This window comes from Thermophilibacter sp. ZX-H3, assembly GCF_052599055.1.
In genome coordinates this window covers 75,707-94,023 of record NZ_JBQXES010000011.1, presented here as the reverse complement: position 1 = coordinate 94,023, position 18,317 = coordinate 75,707, and the positions used below count along the sequence as shown (strand labels likewise).

Sequence of the window (18,317 nt, the reverse complement as noted above, 5' to 3'; positions counted from 1 at the left end):
CGCCGCCACGTCCCTGCCCGTCATGCTCGCCATCGCGACCTCCCTACGCCGTCGTGCCCCTCGCTGCGAGCGTACGCCGGCGACCGGACAGAAACTCAGGGGCTATGCTTCTCGTTAGGGGCCACATTCCGGATTTGCGCACTTGCCCGTACCCGGTTCCCGCTCTGCGTGCCAACCACGACGCCGGCCCGCACTCAGTTCCGCATTTGAGCGCCGACCCGGAGCCGGAGGGCACTCAGTTCCGCATCTGAGCATCGCTTCCCGCGCCGTCCGGCACTCAGTTCCGGATTTGCGTGCCGCACCGTACTCAGTTCCGCATCTGAGTGCGCGTGCTCGTCAGGAAACCTGGCGGGCGTCTCGCGGCTCCTGCTAGAATCGAGGGCGGCACGTTATGCAAGGGAGGTTCGGTGCTGGCACAGGGTGGGGGATACGTCGTTCACGAGGGTTGTGACCACATCTTCTTCGTCGGGTTTCTCGGCGCGGGCAAGTCGACCCTCGCCCGCAACCTCGGCGCGCTCTTCCACCGCCCGTACGTCGACACCGACCGTCTCGTCGAGCGCAGGCTCGGCAGGTCGGTCGCGGAAATCTTCGAGCAGGACGGCGAGGAGGCGTTCCGCGACGCGGAGACCACCGAGCTGCGGCGGCTCGCGGGCAGGAAGTCGCTGCTCGTGAGCTGCGGCGGAGGCATTGTCGAGCGGCAGGAGAACTGCTCGCTCATGCACGAGATGGGGGTCGTCGTGTACCTTGACGGCGACCTCGCCGACTCGCTCAGGCAGATTCGCTGCCCCGAGCGTCGTCCGGACCTCGGCTCGGCCGAGCATGCCGAGCTGGTGTACCGCCACCGCCGGCCGCTCTACGAGGCCGCGGCGGACGTCACCATCGACATCAGGAACAGGACCTTCGAGCAGGTCGCCCATGCCGCGGCGCAGCTGCTCTGGGAGAGGGGGCTCTTATGAGCGAGAACGAGGCCGCAGCGGCGGAGACGCTCGAGGCCGCAGCGGCGGAGACGCCCGAGGCCGAGGCCGCAGCCGCGCCCGAGGCCGCGGCGGCGGCGCCCGAGATTCGCCGTCAGCGCCAGTGGGTGACGCTGCGCGGGGGCTCGATGGACGTGCGAGGGGGCCTCGGCATCTCATCGAGCGTCGCGCACGACCTGCGCTCGGTCGTCGGGAAGCCCCACTCCTGCGCGCTCGTCAGCGAGCCGGGCGCGCCGGCGGCCCTCCTCGAGGGGCTCCACCGCGACCTCTCCGACGAGGGCTTCTCGGTGCGACGGCTCGAGATGCCCGCCGGAGCGTGCGACCTCGCGCGCGTGCAGGCGCTCGACGCCCTTCTCGCCGAGGAGCGCATCACCTCCGACGACCTCGTCGTCGCCGTGGGCGGCTACGAGGCGCTCTCCGTGGCGTCCTTCGCGTGCTCGTCGTGGTGCGGGGGCACGTCGCTCGCCGAGGTCCCGCTCGACGCCGCGAGCGCCATCGTCGCCGGGGCGACGCCCCGCGCGCTCGACCTGCCCGGCCTCCCGCGCATGGTGACCCAGGACGGCTCGGCGCGCTTCTCCATCGTCGACATCGACCTCTTCGACCTCGACCCCGCCGGCGAGCCCGCCCGCCTCTCCTTCGCCCTCATGGCGCAGACGGCGACGTGCGACTCGAACAAGGCCTTCGAGCGGCTGTGGGACGCCACGGACGACCTCGTCGCAGGGGATGTGGCCGCAACGCTCACGCAGCTCCTCGACTCGGTCAAGAGCCGGGGCAGGGTCGTCTCGTCCACGGCGGTCTCCACCCGCCAGTCCATCGCGTACGCGATGGACCTCGCCCGCCCGCTGCGCGCCCTCCTCGGCCCCGAGGTCCCCGGCTCGACCCTGATCGCGGACGGGATGCGCTTCGCCGCGCGCCTCTCCGCCGCGCAGGACCAGCTCTCGATCGACGACATGTTCACGCAGGACGAGCTGCTCGAGCGCCTCGGGCTCGGCACCGTCGAGGCGCCCGTGGACCCGGACGCCCTTCTCGCCGCCATGCGCGAGGAGCGCTACCGCCGCACCAACCGCTTCATGCTCGCGCTGCCACGCTCGCTCGGTCGGGTGCGCCTCTCCATGGTGTCCGACGACCTTCTCGCCGAGCACGTGGCCGCCTGGTGCGCCTCGCGTCCCGTCTGACGGCCCCGGGGCGCGCCCGCGCCCCACTCGGCACCTCCCGCCGCGCCCCGCGCGGCACGAACGACAAACACGTAAGGAGAAGAACATGGCAGACAGCACGGCATGCGCCGCACGCGTGGAGCGCCTCCGCTCCCTCATGGTGGAGCGCGGCTACGACGCGGTCATCCTGCGCAACAACCCCGACCTGCGCTGGCTCACCGGGGCCGAGCGCACCTTCGACGACGAGGTGGCCCACACGGCTGTCGTCACCGCGGGACGCCTCTGGCTCCACACGGACTCCCGCTACTACAACACGTTCCGCGAGCGGCTCGGGGAGGGGTGCGCGTGGGAGATCGACCAGGAGGCCGTCGCCCCCGCCGCCTGGGCCGCCGCGCGCGTCGTCGAGGCCCGCGCCCGGGTCGTGGCCGTGGAGGACACCTGCGACCTCGCGTTCTTCGACGCGTTCAACGCCGCCTGCGCAGCCGCGTCCGTCGCCTGCCTCACCCCGCGCCTGCACGGCGACATCTGCGACCTCAGGATGGTGAAGGACGCCGAGGAGGTCGAGCTCATGCGCCGCGCGCAGCGGGTGACCGACGCCGCCTTCGACCACATCTGCGGCTTCATCCATGCCGGCCAGACCGAGCAGGAGATTCGCGTCGAGCTCGAGAACTACATGCTCAGCCACGGCGCCGACGCGCTCTCCTTCGGCACGATCATCGCCGCGGGCGCAAACGGCGCGAACCCGCACGCGCAGCCGGGCCCCTACGTCGTCCAGCGCGGCGACCTCATCGTGATGGACTACGGCGCGGCCACCTGCGACTACCATTCCGACATGACACGCACCGTGTGCGTGGGGGAGCCCTCCGACGAGCAGCGCCGCGTCTACGACGTCGTGCGTCGCGCCCACGAGGCCTGCGCCGCCGCCGTCCACGCGGGCGTGATCGGCCGCGACGTCCACCAGGTGGCCGTCGACGTCATCTCCGAGGCGGGCTATGGCGAGTTCTTCGGCCACGGCCTCGGCCACGGGGTGGGCCTCCAGATCCACGAGCGCCCCAACTTCAACCGCCTCTGGGACCGCCCGGTACCCGCGGGCTCGGTCGTGACCATCGAGCCGGGCATCTACCTGCCCGGGCGCTTTGGCATCCGCCTCGAGGACTTCGGCCTCGTGACCGAGGGCGGCTTCGAGCCCTTCACCCAGTCCACCCACGACCTCGTCGTGGTCGGCTAGCCGCCGAGAAGAACCTGCCCTTGGGACGCCTATTGGGGGACAGGCCCCTTTTAGGCAAGTCTTTGAAAGACTTGCCTAAAAGGGGCCTGTCCCCCAATAGGCGCCCCAATAGGCGTCGGCCTACGAGCCATCCCTCGCGTTAGCCGAGGAAATGTCAACGAAACATCTTCACGGCATGCACACAAGTTGCTAGAATATGGACGGTACGTGGAGCAACGGGGGAGAAACTGTGCAGGGGGGAACCCGATGCTGCACGCACTGTCCGTTCGGTAAGAGTCCGCGTTTGGGAAAAGGAGGTAAGCGGTGGTTAGCATTGTTCTAGCCAGTCACGGCTCGTTCGCCGAGGGCATCAAGATGTCCGGCCAGATGATCTTCGGCCCTCAGGAGAACGTCGCCGCCGTGACGCTCACGCCCGACATGGGGCCAGATGACCTCAGGGCGAAGATCCTCGAAGCTGTCTCCGGCTTCGACGACCAGGATCAGGTCCTGTTCCTGGTCGACCTCCAGGGCGGCACGCCCTGGAACCAGGTCTCCCTGCTCCTCGAGGAGCACCCGACCTGGGTCGCCGTCGGCGGGATGAACCTGCCGATGCTCATCTCGGCCTACGGCGAGCGCATGGGCGCCGAGACCGCCGCGGACGTCGCCAAGGCCATCTATCCCGAGGCCAAGGCCGGCGTCTGCATCAAGCCCGAGGAGCTCGCCCCCGCGGAGGCCGCGCCCGCGGCCGCTGCCGCCCCGGCGTCCGCCCCGACCGGAGCCATCCCCGAGGGCACCGTCCTCGGCGACGGGCACATCAAGTTCGTCATGTGCCGCGTCGACACCCGCCTGCTCCACGGCCAGGTTGCCACCACGTGGACCAAGCAGACCAACCCCGACCGCATCATCGTCGTCTCCGACGGCGTCGCCCACGACGAGCTGCGCAAGACGATGATCCAGCAGGCCGCGCCTCCGGGAGTCAAGGCCCACGTCATCCCGATCAAGAAGATGATCGAGGTCGCCAAGGACCCGCGCTTCGGCGCCACCAAGGCGATGCTGCTCTTCGAGAACCCGCAGGACCTTCTCGCGTGCGTCGAGGGAGGCGTGGACATCAAGGAGGTCAACCTCGGCTCGATGGCCCACTCCGTCGGCAAGGTCGTCGTCACCCAGGCAATCGCCATGGACCAGAACGACTACGACACCATCGAGAAGCTCGCTGCCAAGGGCATCAAGTTCGACGTCCGCAAGGTCCCGGCGGACTCGCCCGAGAACTTCGACAGCATGATGAACAAGGCCAAGTCCGAGCTGGCCGCACAGGCATAAGAAGGAGGGAAACATGTCGGTATTCACAATCATTCTGATTGTCATCGTTGCCTTCCTCGCCGGCATGGAAGGCGTCCTTGACCAGTGGCAGTTCCACCAGCCGCTCGTGGCCTGCACGCTCATCGGTCTGGTGAGCGGCCACCTCGAGGCTGGTATCATCCTCGGCGGCACCCTGCAGATGATGGCCCTCGGCTGGGCCAACGTCGGCGCCGCCGTCGCCCCTGACGCGGCCCTCGCGTCGGTGGCCTCCGCCATCCTCATGGTCATCGCCATCAACGGCGGCTCCGACCAGGCCACGGCCATCTCCACGGCCATTGCCGTCGCCGTGCCGCTGTCCGTGGCCGGCCTGTTCCTGACGATGATCGTCCGTACCCTCGCCATCCCCGTCGTCCACATCCAGGACGGCGCCGCCGCGCAGGGCAACTTCGCCGCCATCGAGATCTGGCAGATCATCGCCATCTGCATGCAGGGCGTCCGCATCGCCATCCCGGCCGCGGCCCTCTGCTTCATCCCGTCTGACGCCGTCATGGGCGCCCTCAACATGATGCCCGCCTGGCTCAACGAGGGCATGACGATCGGCGGCGGCATGGTCGCCGCGGTCGGCTACGCCATGGTCATCAACATGATGGCGACCAACGAGGTCTGGCCGTTCTTCGCGCTCGGCTTCTGCCTCGCCGCCATCTCCCAGCTCACCCTCATCGCCCTCGGCGTCATCGGCGTCTCCCTGGCCCTCATCTACCTGGGCCTCAAGGACGTCGCCAAGTCCGGTGCCGGCGCCGTCGGCTCGGGCGACCCGCTCGGCGACATCCTGGACGACTACGAGTAGGAAGGGAGGAGAGTACACATGGCAGAGAACAAGATCAAGCTGTCCCAGAAGGACCGCATCTCCGTCTGGTGGCGCCACCAGTTCCTCCAGGGCTCCTGGAACTACGAGCGCATGCAGAACGGCGGCTGGTGCTACTCCATGATCCCGGCCATCAAGAAGCTCTACACCAACAAGGATGACCAGGTCGCGGCGCTCAAGCGTCACATGGAGTTCTACAACACGCACCCGTACGTGTCGTCCCCCGTCATCGGCGTCACGCTCGCCCTCGAGGAGGACCGCGCCAACGGCGCGCCCGTCGACGACACCGCCATCCAGGGCGTGAAGGTCGGCATGATGGGCCCGCTCGCCGGCGTCGGCGACCCCGTCTTCTGGTTCACCGCCCGCCCGCTGCTCGGCGCCCTCGGCGCCTCGCTCGCGATGGGCGGCTCCATCCTCGGCCCGATTCTCTTCTTCGTGGTGTGGAACGTCATGCGCCTGGCGTTCATGTGGTACACCCAGGAGTTCGGCTACCAGCTCGGCACCTCCATCACCAAGGACCTCTCCGGCGGCCTGATGGGCAAGATCACCGAGGGCGCCTCCATCCTCGGCATGTTCGTCATCGGCGGCCTGGTCCAGCGCTGGGTGTCCATCTCCTTCGCGCCGACGGTCTCCACCGTCACGCAGTCCGAGGGCGCCTACATCGACTGGTCGGCCATCCAGGCCACGGCCGACGCCTCGGGCGTCGCCCAGGCCATCCACGACGCCCTGAGCAGCTTCAGCTCGCTCGGCGCCACCGGCCTCGAGGTCGAGAAGGTCACCACGCTCCAGGCCAACCTCGACAGCCTCATCCCCGGCCTCGCCGCCGTGGGCGTGACGCTGCTGTGCTGCTGGCTCCTCAAGAAGAAGGTCTCCCCGATCGCCATCATCATCGGCATGTTCGCCATCGGCATCGTGGGTCACCTCATCGGCCTGCTCTAAGCCTCAGGCCCAGGCCCGACTTCTCGGGGCCGCGTCCCGCAGGAAGTGTCACAATGACCTTCCGGGGCGCGGCCCCGCTCTTGTACCACCGAGAGGAGCTTCCACGATGGCCCAGTCTCAGAACACCAAGGTCGAGCTCACGACGCCCGCGTCGTCCTTCTCGGGTCTCTCCTCCTATGGCAACGTCATGGTGGGGGACCGCGCGTTCGAGTACTACAACGAGAAGAACGTCGAGGACTACATCCAGATCCCCTGGGACCAGATCGACCACGTGGCCGCCTCGGTGATGTTCGGCGGCAGGCTCATCCCGCGCTTCGCGATCTTCACCAAGCAGAACGGCCACTACGCGTTCTCCACGCGCAACAACCACGCCACGCTGCGCGCCATCCGCGACCACGTGGGCAACGAGAAGGTCGTGCGCTCGCTCAACTTCTTCGACGTCGTCTCGGCGGGCGTGCGCGGCCTCTGGCGTCGCATCACCCGCCGCGGCTGAGGTGCGCCACTGTGCCACTGGCGTCAGGTTTGTTTGGCACGCCCCATGTGCGTGCCAAACAAACCTGACGCCAGTGGCAGAAGTGGCACAGTGGCGCACGCCTGACGCCGGTGGCATTTTGATGGCCGCGCCGCGCGCGTGATAGAATACAGTGCCGTATGTACGCGCCCCGCAGGGGCATAGAGGGAAAAGAGCACACGTGGCAACCATCAGCACCGCAGACTTCAAGAACGGCATGGGCCTCAAGATCAACGACAAGTACTACACGATCGTCGAGTTCCAGCACGTCAAGCCCGGCAAGGGCGGCGCCTTCGTCCGCTACAAGATCCGCGACCTCAAGAGCGGCCGCGTGATCGACCAGACCTGCAACGCCGGCACCAAGTTCGAGAACGTGCAGCTCATCACCAAGGAGATGCAGTACCTCTACAACGACGGCGACACCTACTACTTCATGGACAACGAGACCTACGAGCAGGTCGAGCTGCCCACCGACTTCATCGGCGACAACGCCAAGTGGTTCAAGGAGAACGACAACGCCCAGCTCCTCTACGCCGACACCGAGCTTCTCGGCGTTGAGCCCCCGATGTTCATCGAGGCCGAGATCACCGAGACCGACCCCGGCTTCAAGGGCGACACCGTCCAGGGCGGCACCAAGCCCGCCACCATCGAGACCGGCGCCGTGATCCAGGTCCCGATGTACCTCAACCAGGGCGAGCGCATCAAGGTGGACACCCGCACCGGCAAGTTCGTGAGCCGCGTGTAGCCGTCTGTCGCAGCGTGACCGCGACGGCCGACGCCTCAGGGCGCCGGCCGTTTTTTCATGCGCCGTCCTCCCGCGTTTGCACGAGCAAACTCGGGTGAGATGGAGGCCGCCCGAAAAGCAAACATAGGCTCTGATCTGCAAAAATGCAGGTTCTTCTCGCTTCGGGCCCCTCTGAGCCCGTGACGTTTGCACGAGCAAACGCGAGAGGGGGCGACCCCGAGATTCCACTTGCCAGATTGCTTTATTACGCTAAAGTATTCCCGGACGCGGACGAGAGGGGAGCGGGATGGCCGAGCGGGGCGCAGGGAACGTCGAGAAGAACGAGGTAGCGCGGCTCCTCTCCGCGCTCTGCTCGCTTTCGACGCCCGAGGAGGCGCGCGCGTTTCTCGCGGACCTCTGCACCGCGCGCGAGATAGACGACCTCTCCCAGCGGCTCGAGGTCGCGTCGATGCTCTCGGCCGGCGCCTCCTATGTCGACGTCTCGCATGCGACCGGCGCCTCGTCGACGACGGTCTCGCGCGTCTCCAAGTGCCTCAACGGCCCCGCGGGCGGCTACCGGATGGTCCTCGCCCGCATCGGCGACGGTGCGTGACCGCTTTTCCGTCCACGCCCTGCGGTACGATTTCAGGCGAGAAGAACCGTCGCGTCGTGAGGATCGCATGTCGCTGCATGTCGTGAGAACAACCGAGGAGGCCCTCGTCGGCGCCGCCGTCGAGAGGGCGCTGAGAGGGGCGCTCGCGGAGCGCGGGCGCGCGGCGCTGCTCGTCCCGAGCTTCGCCCAGGCGCTCGACGCGCAGCGCTCGCTCGCGGGGCGCGGGCTCGCTCTCGGCGTCACCGTCACCACCCCCTCCGCCTGGGCCCAGGAGCGCTGGGAGGTCTGGGGGGACGGTCGCCGCGTCGTCGACGCCGTCTCGCGCGAGGTCCTCTGCTCGCGCGTCCTCGCTCGCGCGGCCGATCTGCCGGGCGGCTCCCCGCGTCCGTCCCCGGGCACCTCCGCGCTCCTCGCACGCCTCGCTCGGCGCGGCCTTCCCTGGATGCTCGACGCCGATGCCGCCGAGGGGGCGAGCGCGGCGGAGCGCGCGCTCGTGGGCCTGCTCGGAGCCTACCGGGCGGAGCTCGCCGCCGCGGGCCTCGTCGAGGAGTGCGAGGTCATGGCGGGCCTCGCCGACCTGCTCCATGACGCGGGGGCGGCGGTGCCCCCGGTGGTCGTCGCCGGGTTCTCCGAGATGCCCCGCGCCGCGCGCGAGCTTGTCGCCGGGCTCGCGGCGCGAGGGGCGGTGACGCTCGTGTCCCTGGAGGCCGCCAGCCCGGCGCTCGCCGGGCGCGAGGCGCTCGCGGCCGAGCTCGCCCGCCTCGCGGGGGAGCGCGGCGCCGACGTCTCCGAGTCCCGCGCGACGGCCATGGCCGGGCCGGTCGCGCGCGAGGGGGAGCTCGACGCCCTTCTCGCCTCGCTCTTCCGGGCCGACGCGGGCCCGTGCCGGCCGGGGGGCGCCGTGCGCGTGCTGCTGCCCGCCGGCCCGTCGGCGCGCGCCGAGCTCGTGGCCCGCGAGGTCGGGCGCCTCGCGCGGGAGGGCGCGTCCGAGGTGGCCGTCGTGGCGCCCGACCCCGCCGCCGCGTGGCGCGACCTCTCGGGCCGCCTCTGCGCCCGGGGCGTCTCGGTGCGGGCGCAGCTCTCCGTCCCCGTTACCAGGACCGAGTGCGGCCGCGCCTACCTCGAGCTCGTCCGCTCGGTCGCGCGCCTGTCCGAGCTCGCCGCCTCCTGGCCCGCGCCCACGCCGGTCGAGGGCGGCGTGCGCGTGGCGCTCGCCGACATGTCCTGGTGGCCGCCGCGCGAGCTCTCGGACTTCCTCCTCTCGGAGGTCTCCCACGTCGACGCCTCCCGCGCCCGCGCGCTCGACGCCTCCTGGCGCTCCAACCGCCTGCTCGCGCCCGCCGCGCTGCTCGACCAGCTCTCGTCCGAGCGGGACGTCTCGCCGCAGGTCGCCGCCGCCACGCGCGAGCTCACGCGCGGCAGGCTCGGCTCCGCGGCGTCCAAGCTCCTCTCGTCGTACGTGCAGGGGGCGGACGACGCCTCGCCTCTGGCCCCCGAGGCGTCGTCCGTGCTCTCGGCCGTCCTGGGCGCCGCCAAGTGCCTGAAGGAGCTCGGGCTCACCGCCGACCCCGCGGAGCCGGGCGCCGTCCCCCTCGCGGAGCTCGTCTCCGTCGCCGAGGCCGCGCTCGAGGCCCAGCCCGCCACGATGCGCCTCGAGCGGGCGGTCCCGGGCGCGTCCTGCGTGGCTCGGGTCATGTCCCCGTCCGCCGCGGCGTCGCTCGCGCCCGGCTCCGTCGACGCGCTGGTCCTTCTCGGCCAGACCTCCACGGAGTCCGCGATACCCGTCGCCGACGACGTCGCCTCGGCACTGCTCGAGGCCTATCGCGTCGAGCGGCGCTCGGACGCCCTGCGCGCCGCCCGCGACGCCTTCCTCGCGACCCTGCGCGCCGCGCGCCGCCGCGTGGTGCTCGAGCGGCCGCTCTTCGGCGCCGACGGGCGCCCCGCGTACCCGTCCGTCATGCTGACCGAGCTCCTCGCGTGCTACGGCCTGGCGGCGGACGCGGGCGCGGAGGACCTGCGCGCCGCCCTGGGCGCGTCGTCTGTGGCCTCGGGGTCTGAGACGCCCGTGGGGGAGAACGCCGCGACGACCGGCCGCGCCCCCGCCCGCGTCGGCTCCGAGACGCCCGCCCCCGCGGGCCGCATCGACGACGCGCGCCGCCCGCTCGTCTCGCCCCCGCCCGAGGGCATCCCCGCCGAGGAGGCCCGCCCGCTCCTCTCCGCCTCCCAGATAGAGACCTACCTCGAGTGCCCCTACAAGTGGTTCAGCCTGCGGCGCCTCCGCCTGCGCGACGCCGACGCCGGCTTCACCGGGGCCGAGATGGGCACCTTCGCGCACCGCGTCCTCGAGGTCACCCACCGCGACCTGCTCGCCCGGGCGCTCGAGCGCCAGATGGGCGCGCACGTGCTCGAGGACCTGCGCGCGGCGTCCCCGGACGCGACGCAGTCGGACGAGTACCGCGCGCGCGTCGAGGAGCTCGTCTCCCTCGCGCAGGGGGCGCCCGCCGAGCGCGTCCCCGGGTCGGCCCCGCGCTCGCCCGAGGAGCTCGAGCGCGCCCGCGCCGTCCTCGAGGAGGAGTTCGACGCGCACCTCTCCCACCAGTACCAGCTCATGGGGCGCAAGCGGCCCCGCCCGCTGCCGCAGGCGCTCGTCGCCCACAGCGCGCAGCAGGCCGGGCAGCTGCGAGGCCTCAGGCGCGACCTCGCGACGCTGCTCGACTACGAGGCGGGCCTCCTCGAGGGCTTCGAGCCGCGCCTCTTCGAGTGGGGGTTCGGCCGCGGCGGCGCGGAGGTGGAGTACGCCGGGGTGCGCCTCACCGGCACGATCGACCGCGTGGACGTGGACGCCCATGGCCAGGCGGTGGTGATCGACTACAAGCACAAGTCCGACGTGGGCTTCGCGCGGGAGTACGACGTCTTCCCCAAGGGCGGCCCCGCGCCCGGCGCGCCCGCGCTCCCCCGGCGCGTGCAGTCGCTCATCTACGGCCAGGTGGTGCGCCGGGCCTTCCCCGGCCTCACCGTGCGCGCCGCGGTCTATCTCTGCACCAAGGGTGGCCACGCGCTCGCCGGCGCCGTGGACGAGAACATCGCGGACAACGTCTTCGGGGGCCGTGCGCCGTCGGCCTCGCGCCTCGAGCGGGTCTGCGTCCCGCGGGCGGAGGGATTCGGCCGGGCGGGGGAGGGCGGCATGGAGGCCCTGCTCGACTCCTGCGAGGAGGCCGTCGCGGCCGCGATCTCCCGCATGCTCGCCGGGGACATCGAGGCCGCGCCGGTCGATGCGGACGCGTGCCTCTTCTGCCCGGTGCTCAACTGCGAGAGGAGGCTCGGGAAGTGAGCGAGAAGGACCTGACGCCGACGATCGACCTCTCCTGCCTGAACGAGCGCCAGCGCAAGATCGCCGAGACCCTGGACGAGCCGCTCTTCGTCGAGGCGGGCGCGGGCTCGGGCAAGACCTTCACCCTCACGCAGCGCGTGGCCTGGGCGCTCTCGCCGGGCTCGGGCGCGGGGGGAGCCCCCTTCCTCGACGGGCTCGACCAGGTGCTCGTGATCACCTTCACCGAGGCCGCCGCGCGCGAGATCAAGGAGCGCGTGCGCTCCACGCTGCGCCGCGCGGGCATGGGGGAGGCGGCGCTCGCGGTGGACGAGGCCTGGATATCCACGATCCACGGCATGTGCCGGCGGATCCTCTCCCGCCATGCGCTCGACCTCGGGCTCGACCCGTCCTTCTCGGTCATCGCGGACTCCCGCCAGGCGGCGCTCTTCGACCGCGCCATGGACGACGTCATGCGCGCCGCGCGCTCCGAGGCCGCCCTCGCGCCCGTCTTCGCCGAGTTCGAGCTCGGGACCTACGCGCCCCAGAGCGGCTACACCGGGGCGATGGGCCTCGTCGAGCGCCTCGTGCGGGAGGGCGGGTCGCTCCCGGGCGGGCTCGACGACCTCGCGCCGGCGCCCTGCGACCCCGGCGCGGTCGCCGACGCGGTCCGCGAGCTGGCCATGCGCGTCGAGGAGCTCGGCGCCCTCCGGCTCACCGCCGCGGCAGCCGCGAAGGTGGGGCCCTCCCTCGAGGCGCTGCGCCGCCTGGAGGGGGCGTCCCCCGCGGAGCTCACCCCGGAGGCCGTATCCGCCGCGCTCTCCGAGGTCTCCCTGCCGCAGGCGCGCGGCGCGATCAAGGCCGAGGTCGCCGCGGCAAAGTCCGCGCTCGCCCTCGCCCGGGCCGAGGTCGAGTTCGCGCGGGTGGCCCCGCTCGCAGGCGGACTGCTCGAGCTCGCCCGCAGGGTCCGCGCCCGCTATGACGAGCTCAAGCTCGACCAGGCCTGCCTGGACAACGACGACCTCGTGCGCCTCGCCCTTCTCGCCGTGCGCGACCACGAGGAGGTGCGCCGCGCGTACGCGGGGCGCTTCAGGCTCGTGATGGTCGACGAGTTCCAGGACACCGACGAGATGCAGCTCGAGCTCATCGGCCTCCTCTCGGGCAGCGACGCCCGCCACCTCTGCACGGTGGGCGACGCCCAGCAGTCGATCTACCGCTTCCGCGGCGCGGACGTGGGCGTCTTCCGCGGGCGCGGGGCCCAGGTGGACGAGAGGAACGTGGTCAGGCTCGACACCAACTACCGCAGCCACGCGGACGTGCTCGCGCTCGTGGAGCGCGTGTGCACCGGGGGCGCGGCGGGCCAGGGCGCCATGCCCGACTTCATGCACCTCGACGCGAACCCCGCGCGCGAGGACCGCTATCGCGCCCGCGACCTGCCGCGCATCGACATCGAGGTCTGCGCGGGACAGGGCAGGGCCGGTCGGGCGACCCGCCATCAGACGGTCGCGATGGCGGCCCAGGTGGCCGACGCCCTCGCGCGGTACCGCGACGCGGGCGAGCGCCCCGGGGACATGGCGCTGCTCCTCGGGGTCACCACGCATGCGGACGCCTACATCGACGCCATCCGCGCGCGGGGGATGGAGTGCGTGGTCACGGGCGGCTCCACGTTCACCTCCACCGACGAGGTCAAGGTGGTGCGGGCGCTGCTCCACGCCCTCGCCAACCCCGCGGACACCCAGTCGGGCCTCTTCCCCCTGCTCGCGAGCGAGATGTTCGGCCTCGACGCCAACGACTTCTGCGAGCTGGGGACGCGCGCCCAGGTCAAGCTCGACGCCCCCACCAAGCGCACGATCGACCGGGGCCTCGCCGACATGGAGTTCTATCGCGACGCGGTGCCCTCGGGACGCCTGGCGCGCGCCCACGAGGTCCTCGCCCGCGCGCTCGACGACGTGCGCCGCCGGCCCGTGGCCGACGTCGTCGCCGACGTGGTGCGCGACTCGGGCTGGCTCGCCCGCCTCGAGGCGGGCGGGGCCGAGGGGCTCGCCCGCGCGGCCAACGTCCTGGCCGCGGTGCGCTACGTGCGCAACCTCACCTTCGACCTTGTCCTCGGCGCGGCGCGCGCCGCGACGGAGTTCGACCTCTGGCTCGCGGCGTCCAAGGTCCCGCCCGCCTCGCTCGCGGGCGGCGAGGGGGACGCAGGCGAGGGCACCGTGCGCGTCATGACGGTGCACGCCTCGAAGGGCCTCGAGTTCGGGGTGTGCGCCGTGGCGGAGTGCTGGGGCAACCCGCGCGGGGACGCGCAGGTCGCCTCGGGGCCCGCGGCCGGGGGCGGGCGCGTCTTCGTGCTCCGCCCGGCCGAGGCGCCCAAGCTCGCGGACGTCGACCCCGAGGAGCTCGAGGAGAGCGCGGACCGCTCGCGGAGCCTGCCGCTCGCCGCCCGCTACCTCGCCCTGCGCGCGGCGGACGACGCCGCCGAGGCGCAGGAGCGCGCGCGGCTCCTCTACGTGGCCCTCACCCGCGCCCGCGAGGCGCTCGTGGTGGGCGTCTCCGCGGCGTCGGGCAAGGGGGGCGTCTCCTCGGCGCTCGCCGCCTCCGCGCTCCGCGCCCTCTCGGGCGGCGACTGGGACCCCGAGCCGGGCGTCCGGGAGGTCGACTACGGCGGCTCCGCGCCGGCGCGCCTGCGCTGCGTCACGGTCGAGCGCCAGGGGAGCGGCGCGGGCGCGCCCGTCGTCGCGGACTCGGCCGGGACGCTCCCCGGCTTCGACGGGGAGCTGCCGGCCGATCCCTCCGCGCTCGCCCGCCTGGGGACCGACGCCGCGGCGGGCCCGGCGCCCGGGGGCGCGGGCGCCTTCGACCTCTACGAGCAGGACGCCGCCGCGCGCCCCGGCGCTCCCGTGACCTGGCGCGCCCGCGAGGGCGTCTTCAGCTACTCGAGCGTGCACGCCCTGCTCGACGCCGACGCCGCCCCCCGGGCCCTCCCCACGCGCGAGGAGCGCGAGGCCGAGGCCGCGGGCGCCCCCTCGACCGAGGACGCCGACCGGGCGACCAACCTGGGCTCCGCCTTCCACGAGCTCGCCCAGGCCATGGTCGAGTCCGGGCGCGCCGCCGACGAGGCCCGCGTCACCGCGCAGGTCCGCCGCTGGAACCTGTCCCCGCGCGCCGCGGCGCGCCTGCGCGCGGCGCTCGCGCGCTGGGAGGGGTCGAAGATTCGCGCCGAGGCGCTCTCGTGGCCGCTCGCGCGCGCCGAGGTCCCGTTCTTCCAGCGGGTGGAGTCCGACTACGGCGAGCACCTCGAGGGGGCCATCGACCTTCTCTGCACGGACGCCGCGGGGAGTCGCGCGCTCGTCGTCGACTACAAGACCGGCGACGCCGGCCTCTCGCCCGACGAGGTTCGCGAGCGTCATGCCATGCAGGCGGAGTTCTACGCGGGGGTCCTGCTCCGCGAGGGCTTCGAGCGGGTGACGTGCGTCTTCGTCTGCGTGGAGCGCGACGACCCGGCAGCCCCCGGCGAGCCCCTCGTGGCTCGCTACGAGTTCGGCGGCGGGGGAGGGGCCACGCCCCTCGACGGAGGTGAGGCGTGATGCCGCTGACGACCATGACGAGAAGGGCGCTCGTGCTCGCCGCCGCGCTGGGGGCGGCGTCGCTCGCCGGGTGCTCCCGGGAGGCGGATGCCCCCGCCGACGCCCCCGAGGCGACCGCGCCCACGCCCGACGAGGTGCTCGGCCGCGGCGCCCGCGAGGCGGCCGCGTTCTACGGCCGGGGCTTCCTCACGACGCTCGGCACCGCCGACGAGCTCTTCTCGGCGGCCTCGCCCACGCCGGGGACGGTCGAGGAGCTCGCGTACTCCTGCCACGCCTACGCCGTCGAGGAGGCCGAGGGCAGAGACGACCTCGTCGTGGAGAAGCGGCTGCTCGTCTACCTGCCGCACGGCTACGACGCCTCGGCGCCGCACGAGGTGCTCTACCTCCTGCACGGCACGGCGGGCGACGAGCGCTACTGGCTCTCCGACGAGGAGGGCAACTTCGGGCGGAGCACGCGCGCCATCCTCGACGCCCTGCACGACCAGGGCGCGATCTCGCCCACGGTCGTGGTGGCGCCGTCGTACTACTCGGTTCCGGAGGGCTTCGAGGTCGACCGCAGCATGGGAGGGGACGACCCCTACGCCGACCTCTGGCCGCTGCACTTCTGGCGCGAGCTCAGGGACGACATCGTCCCGCTCGTCGAGCGCTCCTATGCCACCCATGCCGAGGGAGACGTGTCCGCGGACGCCCTCGCGGCCTCTCGCGACCACCGGGCCTTCGCGGGGCTCTCCCGCGGCTCCATGACGAGCGTCAACAGCGTCATGATGCACTGCCTCGACTGGTTCTCCCGGGTGGGCTCGCTCTCGGGGGCCTGGGCGGACGTCGACGAGTTCCGCTCAGCGCTCGAGGGGGACTTCGCGGGCTATCCCGTGGGGTTCTGGTACAACGGCAACGGGAGCCTCGACTTCGCGCTCGCGGACCACGAGCAGTTCCTCCGCGCCGCGCTCGAGTCGCTGCCCGACCGTCTCGTGGACGGGGAGAACCTCGCCTGGGTGCGCCTGCCGGGCGGCGAGCACTCCTATCCGAGCTGGGGCACGCACCTGCACAACTGCCTGCGCGCGTTCTTCTCGGCATGAGCCGGGCGGCGCGACGCCGGGCGCCGCAGCCCTGCCGCTGAGAGCGTCGCCTCGGCCCCGCACGCCTGCCAAGCGGGGCCGAGGCGACGTTTTCCCCGCGCGAAGCGTCGTCAAACCCCCGCACAGCCGGGATGCGGGGGATTCGCGACGTCCCGCCGGTCTGGGATGTCGCCTCTGCCCCGCACGGCCGTGATGCGGGGGTTTGGCGACGAACCCGGGGCGGGAAGTGTCGCCTCGGCCCCGCATGGGGACTGAGCGGGGGATTCGCGACACCCTGTCGCCCAGGAATGTCGCCAGGCCCCCGCACACCCGCCGTGCGGGGAATCCTCGACAAGGCGTGCGATCCCGTGCGATCTGCGGCCACCCGTTCTTCTCGCCAGGGAAACGTTGCCGGACACTGCCACGCAGCTGCCACAAAACTGCGTGGAAAAATAAATCATAAATTGAATACAGCATCATAAAGAGATACCTCCTTGTGATAATCGAAAAAGAAAGGGAAGCGTGTTGAGAGGGGGGATCGCATGAGTCGTGGCGTTGAGGGCGAGGTCGCCGAACTGCTTGCGGAGGCGGAGGAGGGCGGGCGCTGCCTCGTCCTGAGGGGGCGCGGGTCAGCGCGCGTCTATCGCGCGCTCGAGCGGAGGGTCGCCGCCGGGACGGTGGTCTCGCCCGCCCGCGGGCTCTACGTGAGCGCGGGGCGCTGGGAGGGGCTCAAGACGGACCAGCGCACGATGTTCCTCGCGCGCGGGCTTCAGGAGAAACATCCCGACTGGGTGTTCTGCGGGCCGACGGCCGCCGTCGCGTACGGGGTCGACGTCTCGTGGTCGCTTCAGGGAAACGTCCACGTTGCGACGACGCGCGGCGGGCACAGCCCAAACGGGGCGCTGGTCCACAGGCACCCCATCCTGCGCCAGGGGGAGGGGACGAGCGGGATCGAGGTGGTCGGCGGCTTGCGCGTCACCGGCCCGGAGAGGACGATGTTCGACTGTCTTCGGAGGACCGACTTTCCGCGCGGGCTCGGGATGATCGACTCCGCCCTGCGCTCCGGCGTGGTGTCGCGCGAGGAGTTCGCGTCGTACGTCGAGTCCGTGCGTGACGGGTCCCGGGGAAGGACCTCGTTCGCGGCACCCTTGCCTGGGCGGACCCGAGGAGCGAGAACGGCGGGGAGTCCATCGCCCGGGCGCGCATGCTCCTGCTCGGCTTCGCGTGCCCCGAGCTTCAGGTCGAGGTGCCCAACCTCGTCGAGGGAGGGGCGCCCTTCCGGGCTGACTACTGCTGGGTGAGGGCGGATGGGGTCGTCATCCTCGGCGAGCTCGACGGCACGGACAAATACGTGGTGGATGAGATGACGCGCGGGCGGAGCCTCGACGAGGTGCTCTCGGACGAGAAGAACCGCGAGTCGCGCATCAGCCTCTACAACGTCGTCGTGATGAGGTTCCGCTTCGGGCTGACGGACGACCCGGTCGCGTTTGCGGAGCACCTCGACCGCCACGGGGTCCCGCGTCGCGGCTCGGAGCTGGCGCTGCCGGACGGCACGGGGATGGTCCCGGACTGGGAGTCTATCAGGCGCGTTTGCTGATGGCCGCTCGGTCGCCCCGCGCCGCCCGTGGGTGTCGCCTCGGCCCCGCACGGCTGTCGTGCGGGGGATTGGCGACAAACCCGGGGACGGAAACGTCGCCTCGGCCCCGCACGACGGCCGTGCGGGGGATTGGCGACGCCCCGCGGCCCGGAAACGTCGCCTCGGCCCCGCACGGGGACTGCGCGGGGGATTGGCGACAAACCTGGGCTCGGGAACGTCGCCCCGGCCCCGCACAGCCGTTGCGCGGGGGATTCGCGACAAACCCGGGGACGGGAACGTCGCCTCGGCCCCGCACGGCCGATATGCGGGGGATTCGCGACGCCCCGCGGCCCGGGAACGTCGTCTCGGCCCCGCGGAGTTGCCGTGCGGGGGTTTGGCGACGTTTTGCCGTCCAGAGACGTCGCCTCGGCCCCGCGCGGCCGCCGCGCGGGGGATTCGCGACGCCCTGCCGGCCGGAAACGTCGCCGCCCCGCCCGTTCTTCTCGCCAGCC

At 71.9% G+C, this 18,317-nt stretch carries 13 protein-coding genes; all 13 read left to right on the top strand.

The window, feature by feature from the left end; translation table 11 throughout:
- Window positions 1-410: 410 nt before the first annotated feature.
- The 13 genes from ACULPM_RS06300 (at window position 411) to ACULPM_RS06240 (ending at window position 17,826) form a co-directional block, all read left to right on the top strand.
- Window positions 411-956 carry a shikimate kinase gene (locus ACULPM_RS06300; protein WP_445332008.1) on the top strand — a complete coding sequence of 182 codons (546 nt, stop codon included), beginning with the start codon at window positions 411-413 and terminating at the stop codon, window positions 954-956.
- A complete protein-coding gene (locus ACULPM_RS06295; protein WP_445332005.1) occupies window positions 953-2,149 on the top strand; it encodes a 3-dehydroquinate synthase in 1,197 nt (398 codons plus the stop codon). Before ACULPM_RS06300 ends, ACULPM_RS06295 begins: the two co-directional genes overlap by 4 nt.
- Before the next feature lie 85 nt (window positions 2,150-2,234).
- Window positions 2,235-3,356: a M24 family metallopeptidase gene (locus ACULPM_RS06290; RefSeq protein WP_445332004.1), complete on the top strand. Its 1,122-nt coding sequence runs from the start codon at window positions 2,235-2,237 to the stop codon at window positions 3,354-3,356.
- 303 nt (window positions 3,357-3,659) lie between these two features.
- Complete coding sequence (locus tag ACULPM_RS06285) at window positions 3,660-4,655, top strand: PTS sugar transporter subunit IIB (RefSeq protein ID WP_167930281.1); 996 nt, start codon at window positions 3,660-3,662, stop codon at window positions 4,653-4,655.
- A 13-nt stretch (window positions 4,656-4,668) separates the two neighbouring features.
- Window positions 4,669-5,481 (top strand): PTS mannose/fructose/sorbose transporter subunit IIC, encoded by an 813-nt coding sequence (locus tag ACULPM_RS06280; RefSeq protein ID WP_167930280.1) that lies wholly within the window; start codon window positions 4,669-4,671, stop codon window positions 5,479-5,481.
- An 18-nt stretch (window positions 5,482-5,499) separates the two neighbouring features.
- Entirely contained in the window at window positions 5,500-6,438 is a 939-nt protein-coding gene (locus tag ACULPM_RS06275; RefSeq protein ID WP_445332003.1) for a PTS system mannose/fructose/sorbose family transporter subunit IID, read from the top strand.
- Between the two features lie 106 nt (window positions 6,439-6,544).
- The gene (locus ACULPM_RS06270) at window positions 6,545-6,931 is read left to right on the top strand and encodes a DUF956 family protein (RefSeq protein ID WP_167930278.1); all 387 of its coding nucleotides are present in this window, start codon (window positions 6,545-6,547) and stop codon (window positions 6,929-6,931) included.
- A gap of 199 nt (window positions 6,932-7,130) precedes the next feature.
- Window positions 7,131-7,694 (top strand): elongation factor P, encoded by a 564-nt coding sequence (gene efp, locus ACULPM_RS06265; RefSeq protein ID WP_167930277.1) that lies wholly within the window; start codon window positions 7,131-7,133, stop codon window positions 7,692-7,694.
- A 286-nt stretch (window positions 7,695-7,980) separates the two neighbouring features.
- On the top strand, window positions 7,981-8,286 hold the full coding sequence (locus ACULPM_RS06260; protein ID WP_167930276.1) for a YerC/YecD family TrpR-related protein: 306 nt from the start codon (window positions 7,981-7,983) through the stop codon (window positions 8,284-8,286).
- 67 nt (window positions 8,287-8,353) lie between these two features.
- Window positions 8,354-11,617 carry a PD-(D/E)XK nuclease family protein gene (locus ACULPM_RS06255; protein ID WP_445332002.1) on the top strand — a complete coding sequence of 1,088 codons (3,264 nt, stop codon included), beginning with the start codon at window positions 8,354-8,356 and terminating at the stop codon, window positions 11,615-11,617.
- The gene (locus ACULPM_RS06250; protein WP_445332325.1) at window positions 11,614-15,174 is read left to right on the top strand and encodes a UvrD-helicase domain-containing protein; all 3,561 of its coding nucleotides are present in this window, start codon (window positions 11,614-11,616) and stop codon (window positions 15,172-15,174) included. The genes ACULPM_RS06255 and ACULPM_RS06250 overlap by 4 nt, the downstream gene beginning before the upstream one ends.
- On the top strand, window positions 15,174-16,250 hold the full coding sequence (locus tag ACULPM_RS06245) for an alpha/beta hydrolase (protein WP_445332000.1): 1,077 nt from the start codon (window positions 15,174-15,176) through the stop codon (window positions 16,248-16,250). Before ACULPM_RS06250 ends, ACULPM_RS06245 begins: the two co-directional genes overlap by 1 nt.
- A gap of 1,183 nt (window positions 16,251-17,433) precedes the next feature.
- Window positions 17,434-17,826 carry a hypothetical protein gene (locus ACULPM_RS06240; protein ID WP_445332324.1) on the top strand — a complete coding sequence of 131 codons (393 nt, stop codon included), beginning with the start codon at window positions 17,434-17,436 and terminating at the stop codon, window positions 17,824-17,826.
- Window positions 17,827-18,317: the final 491 nt, after the last annotated feature.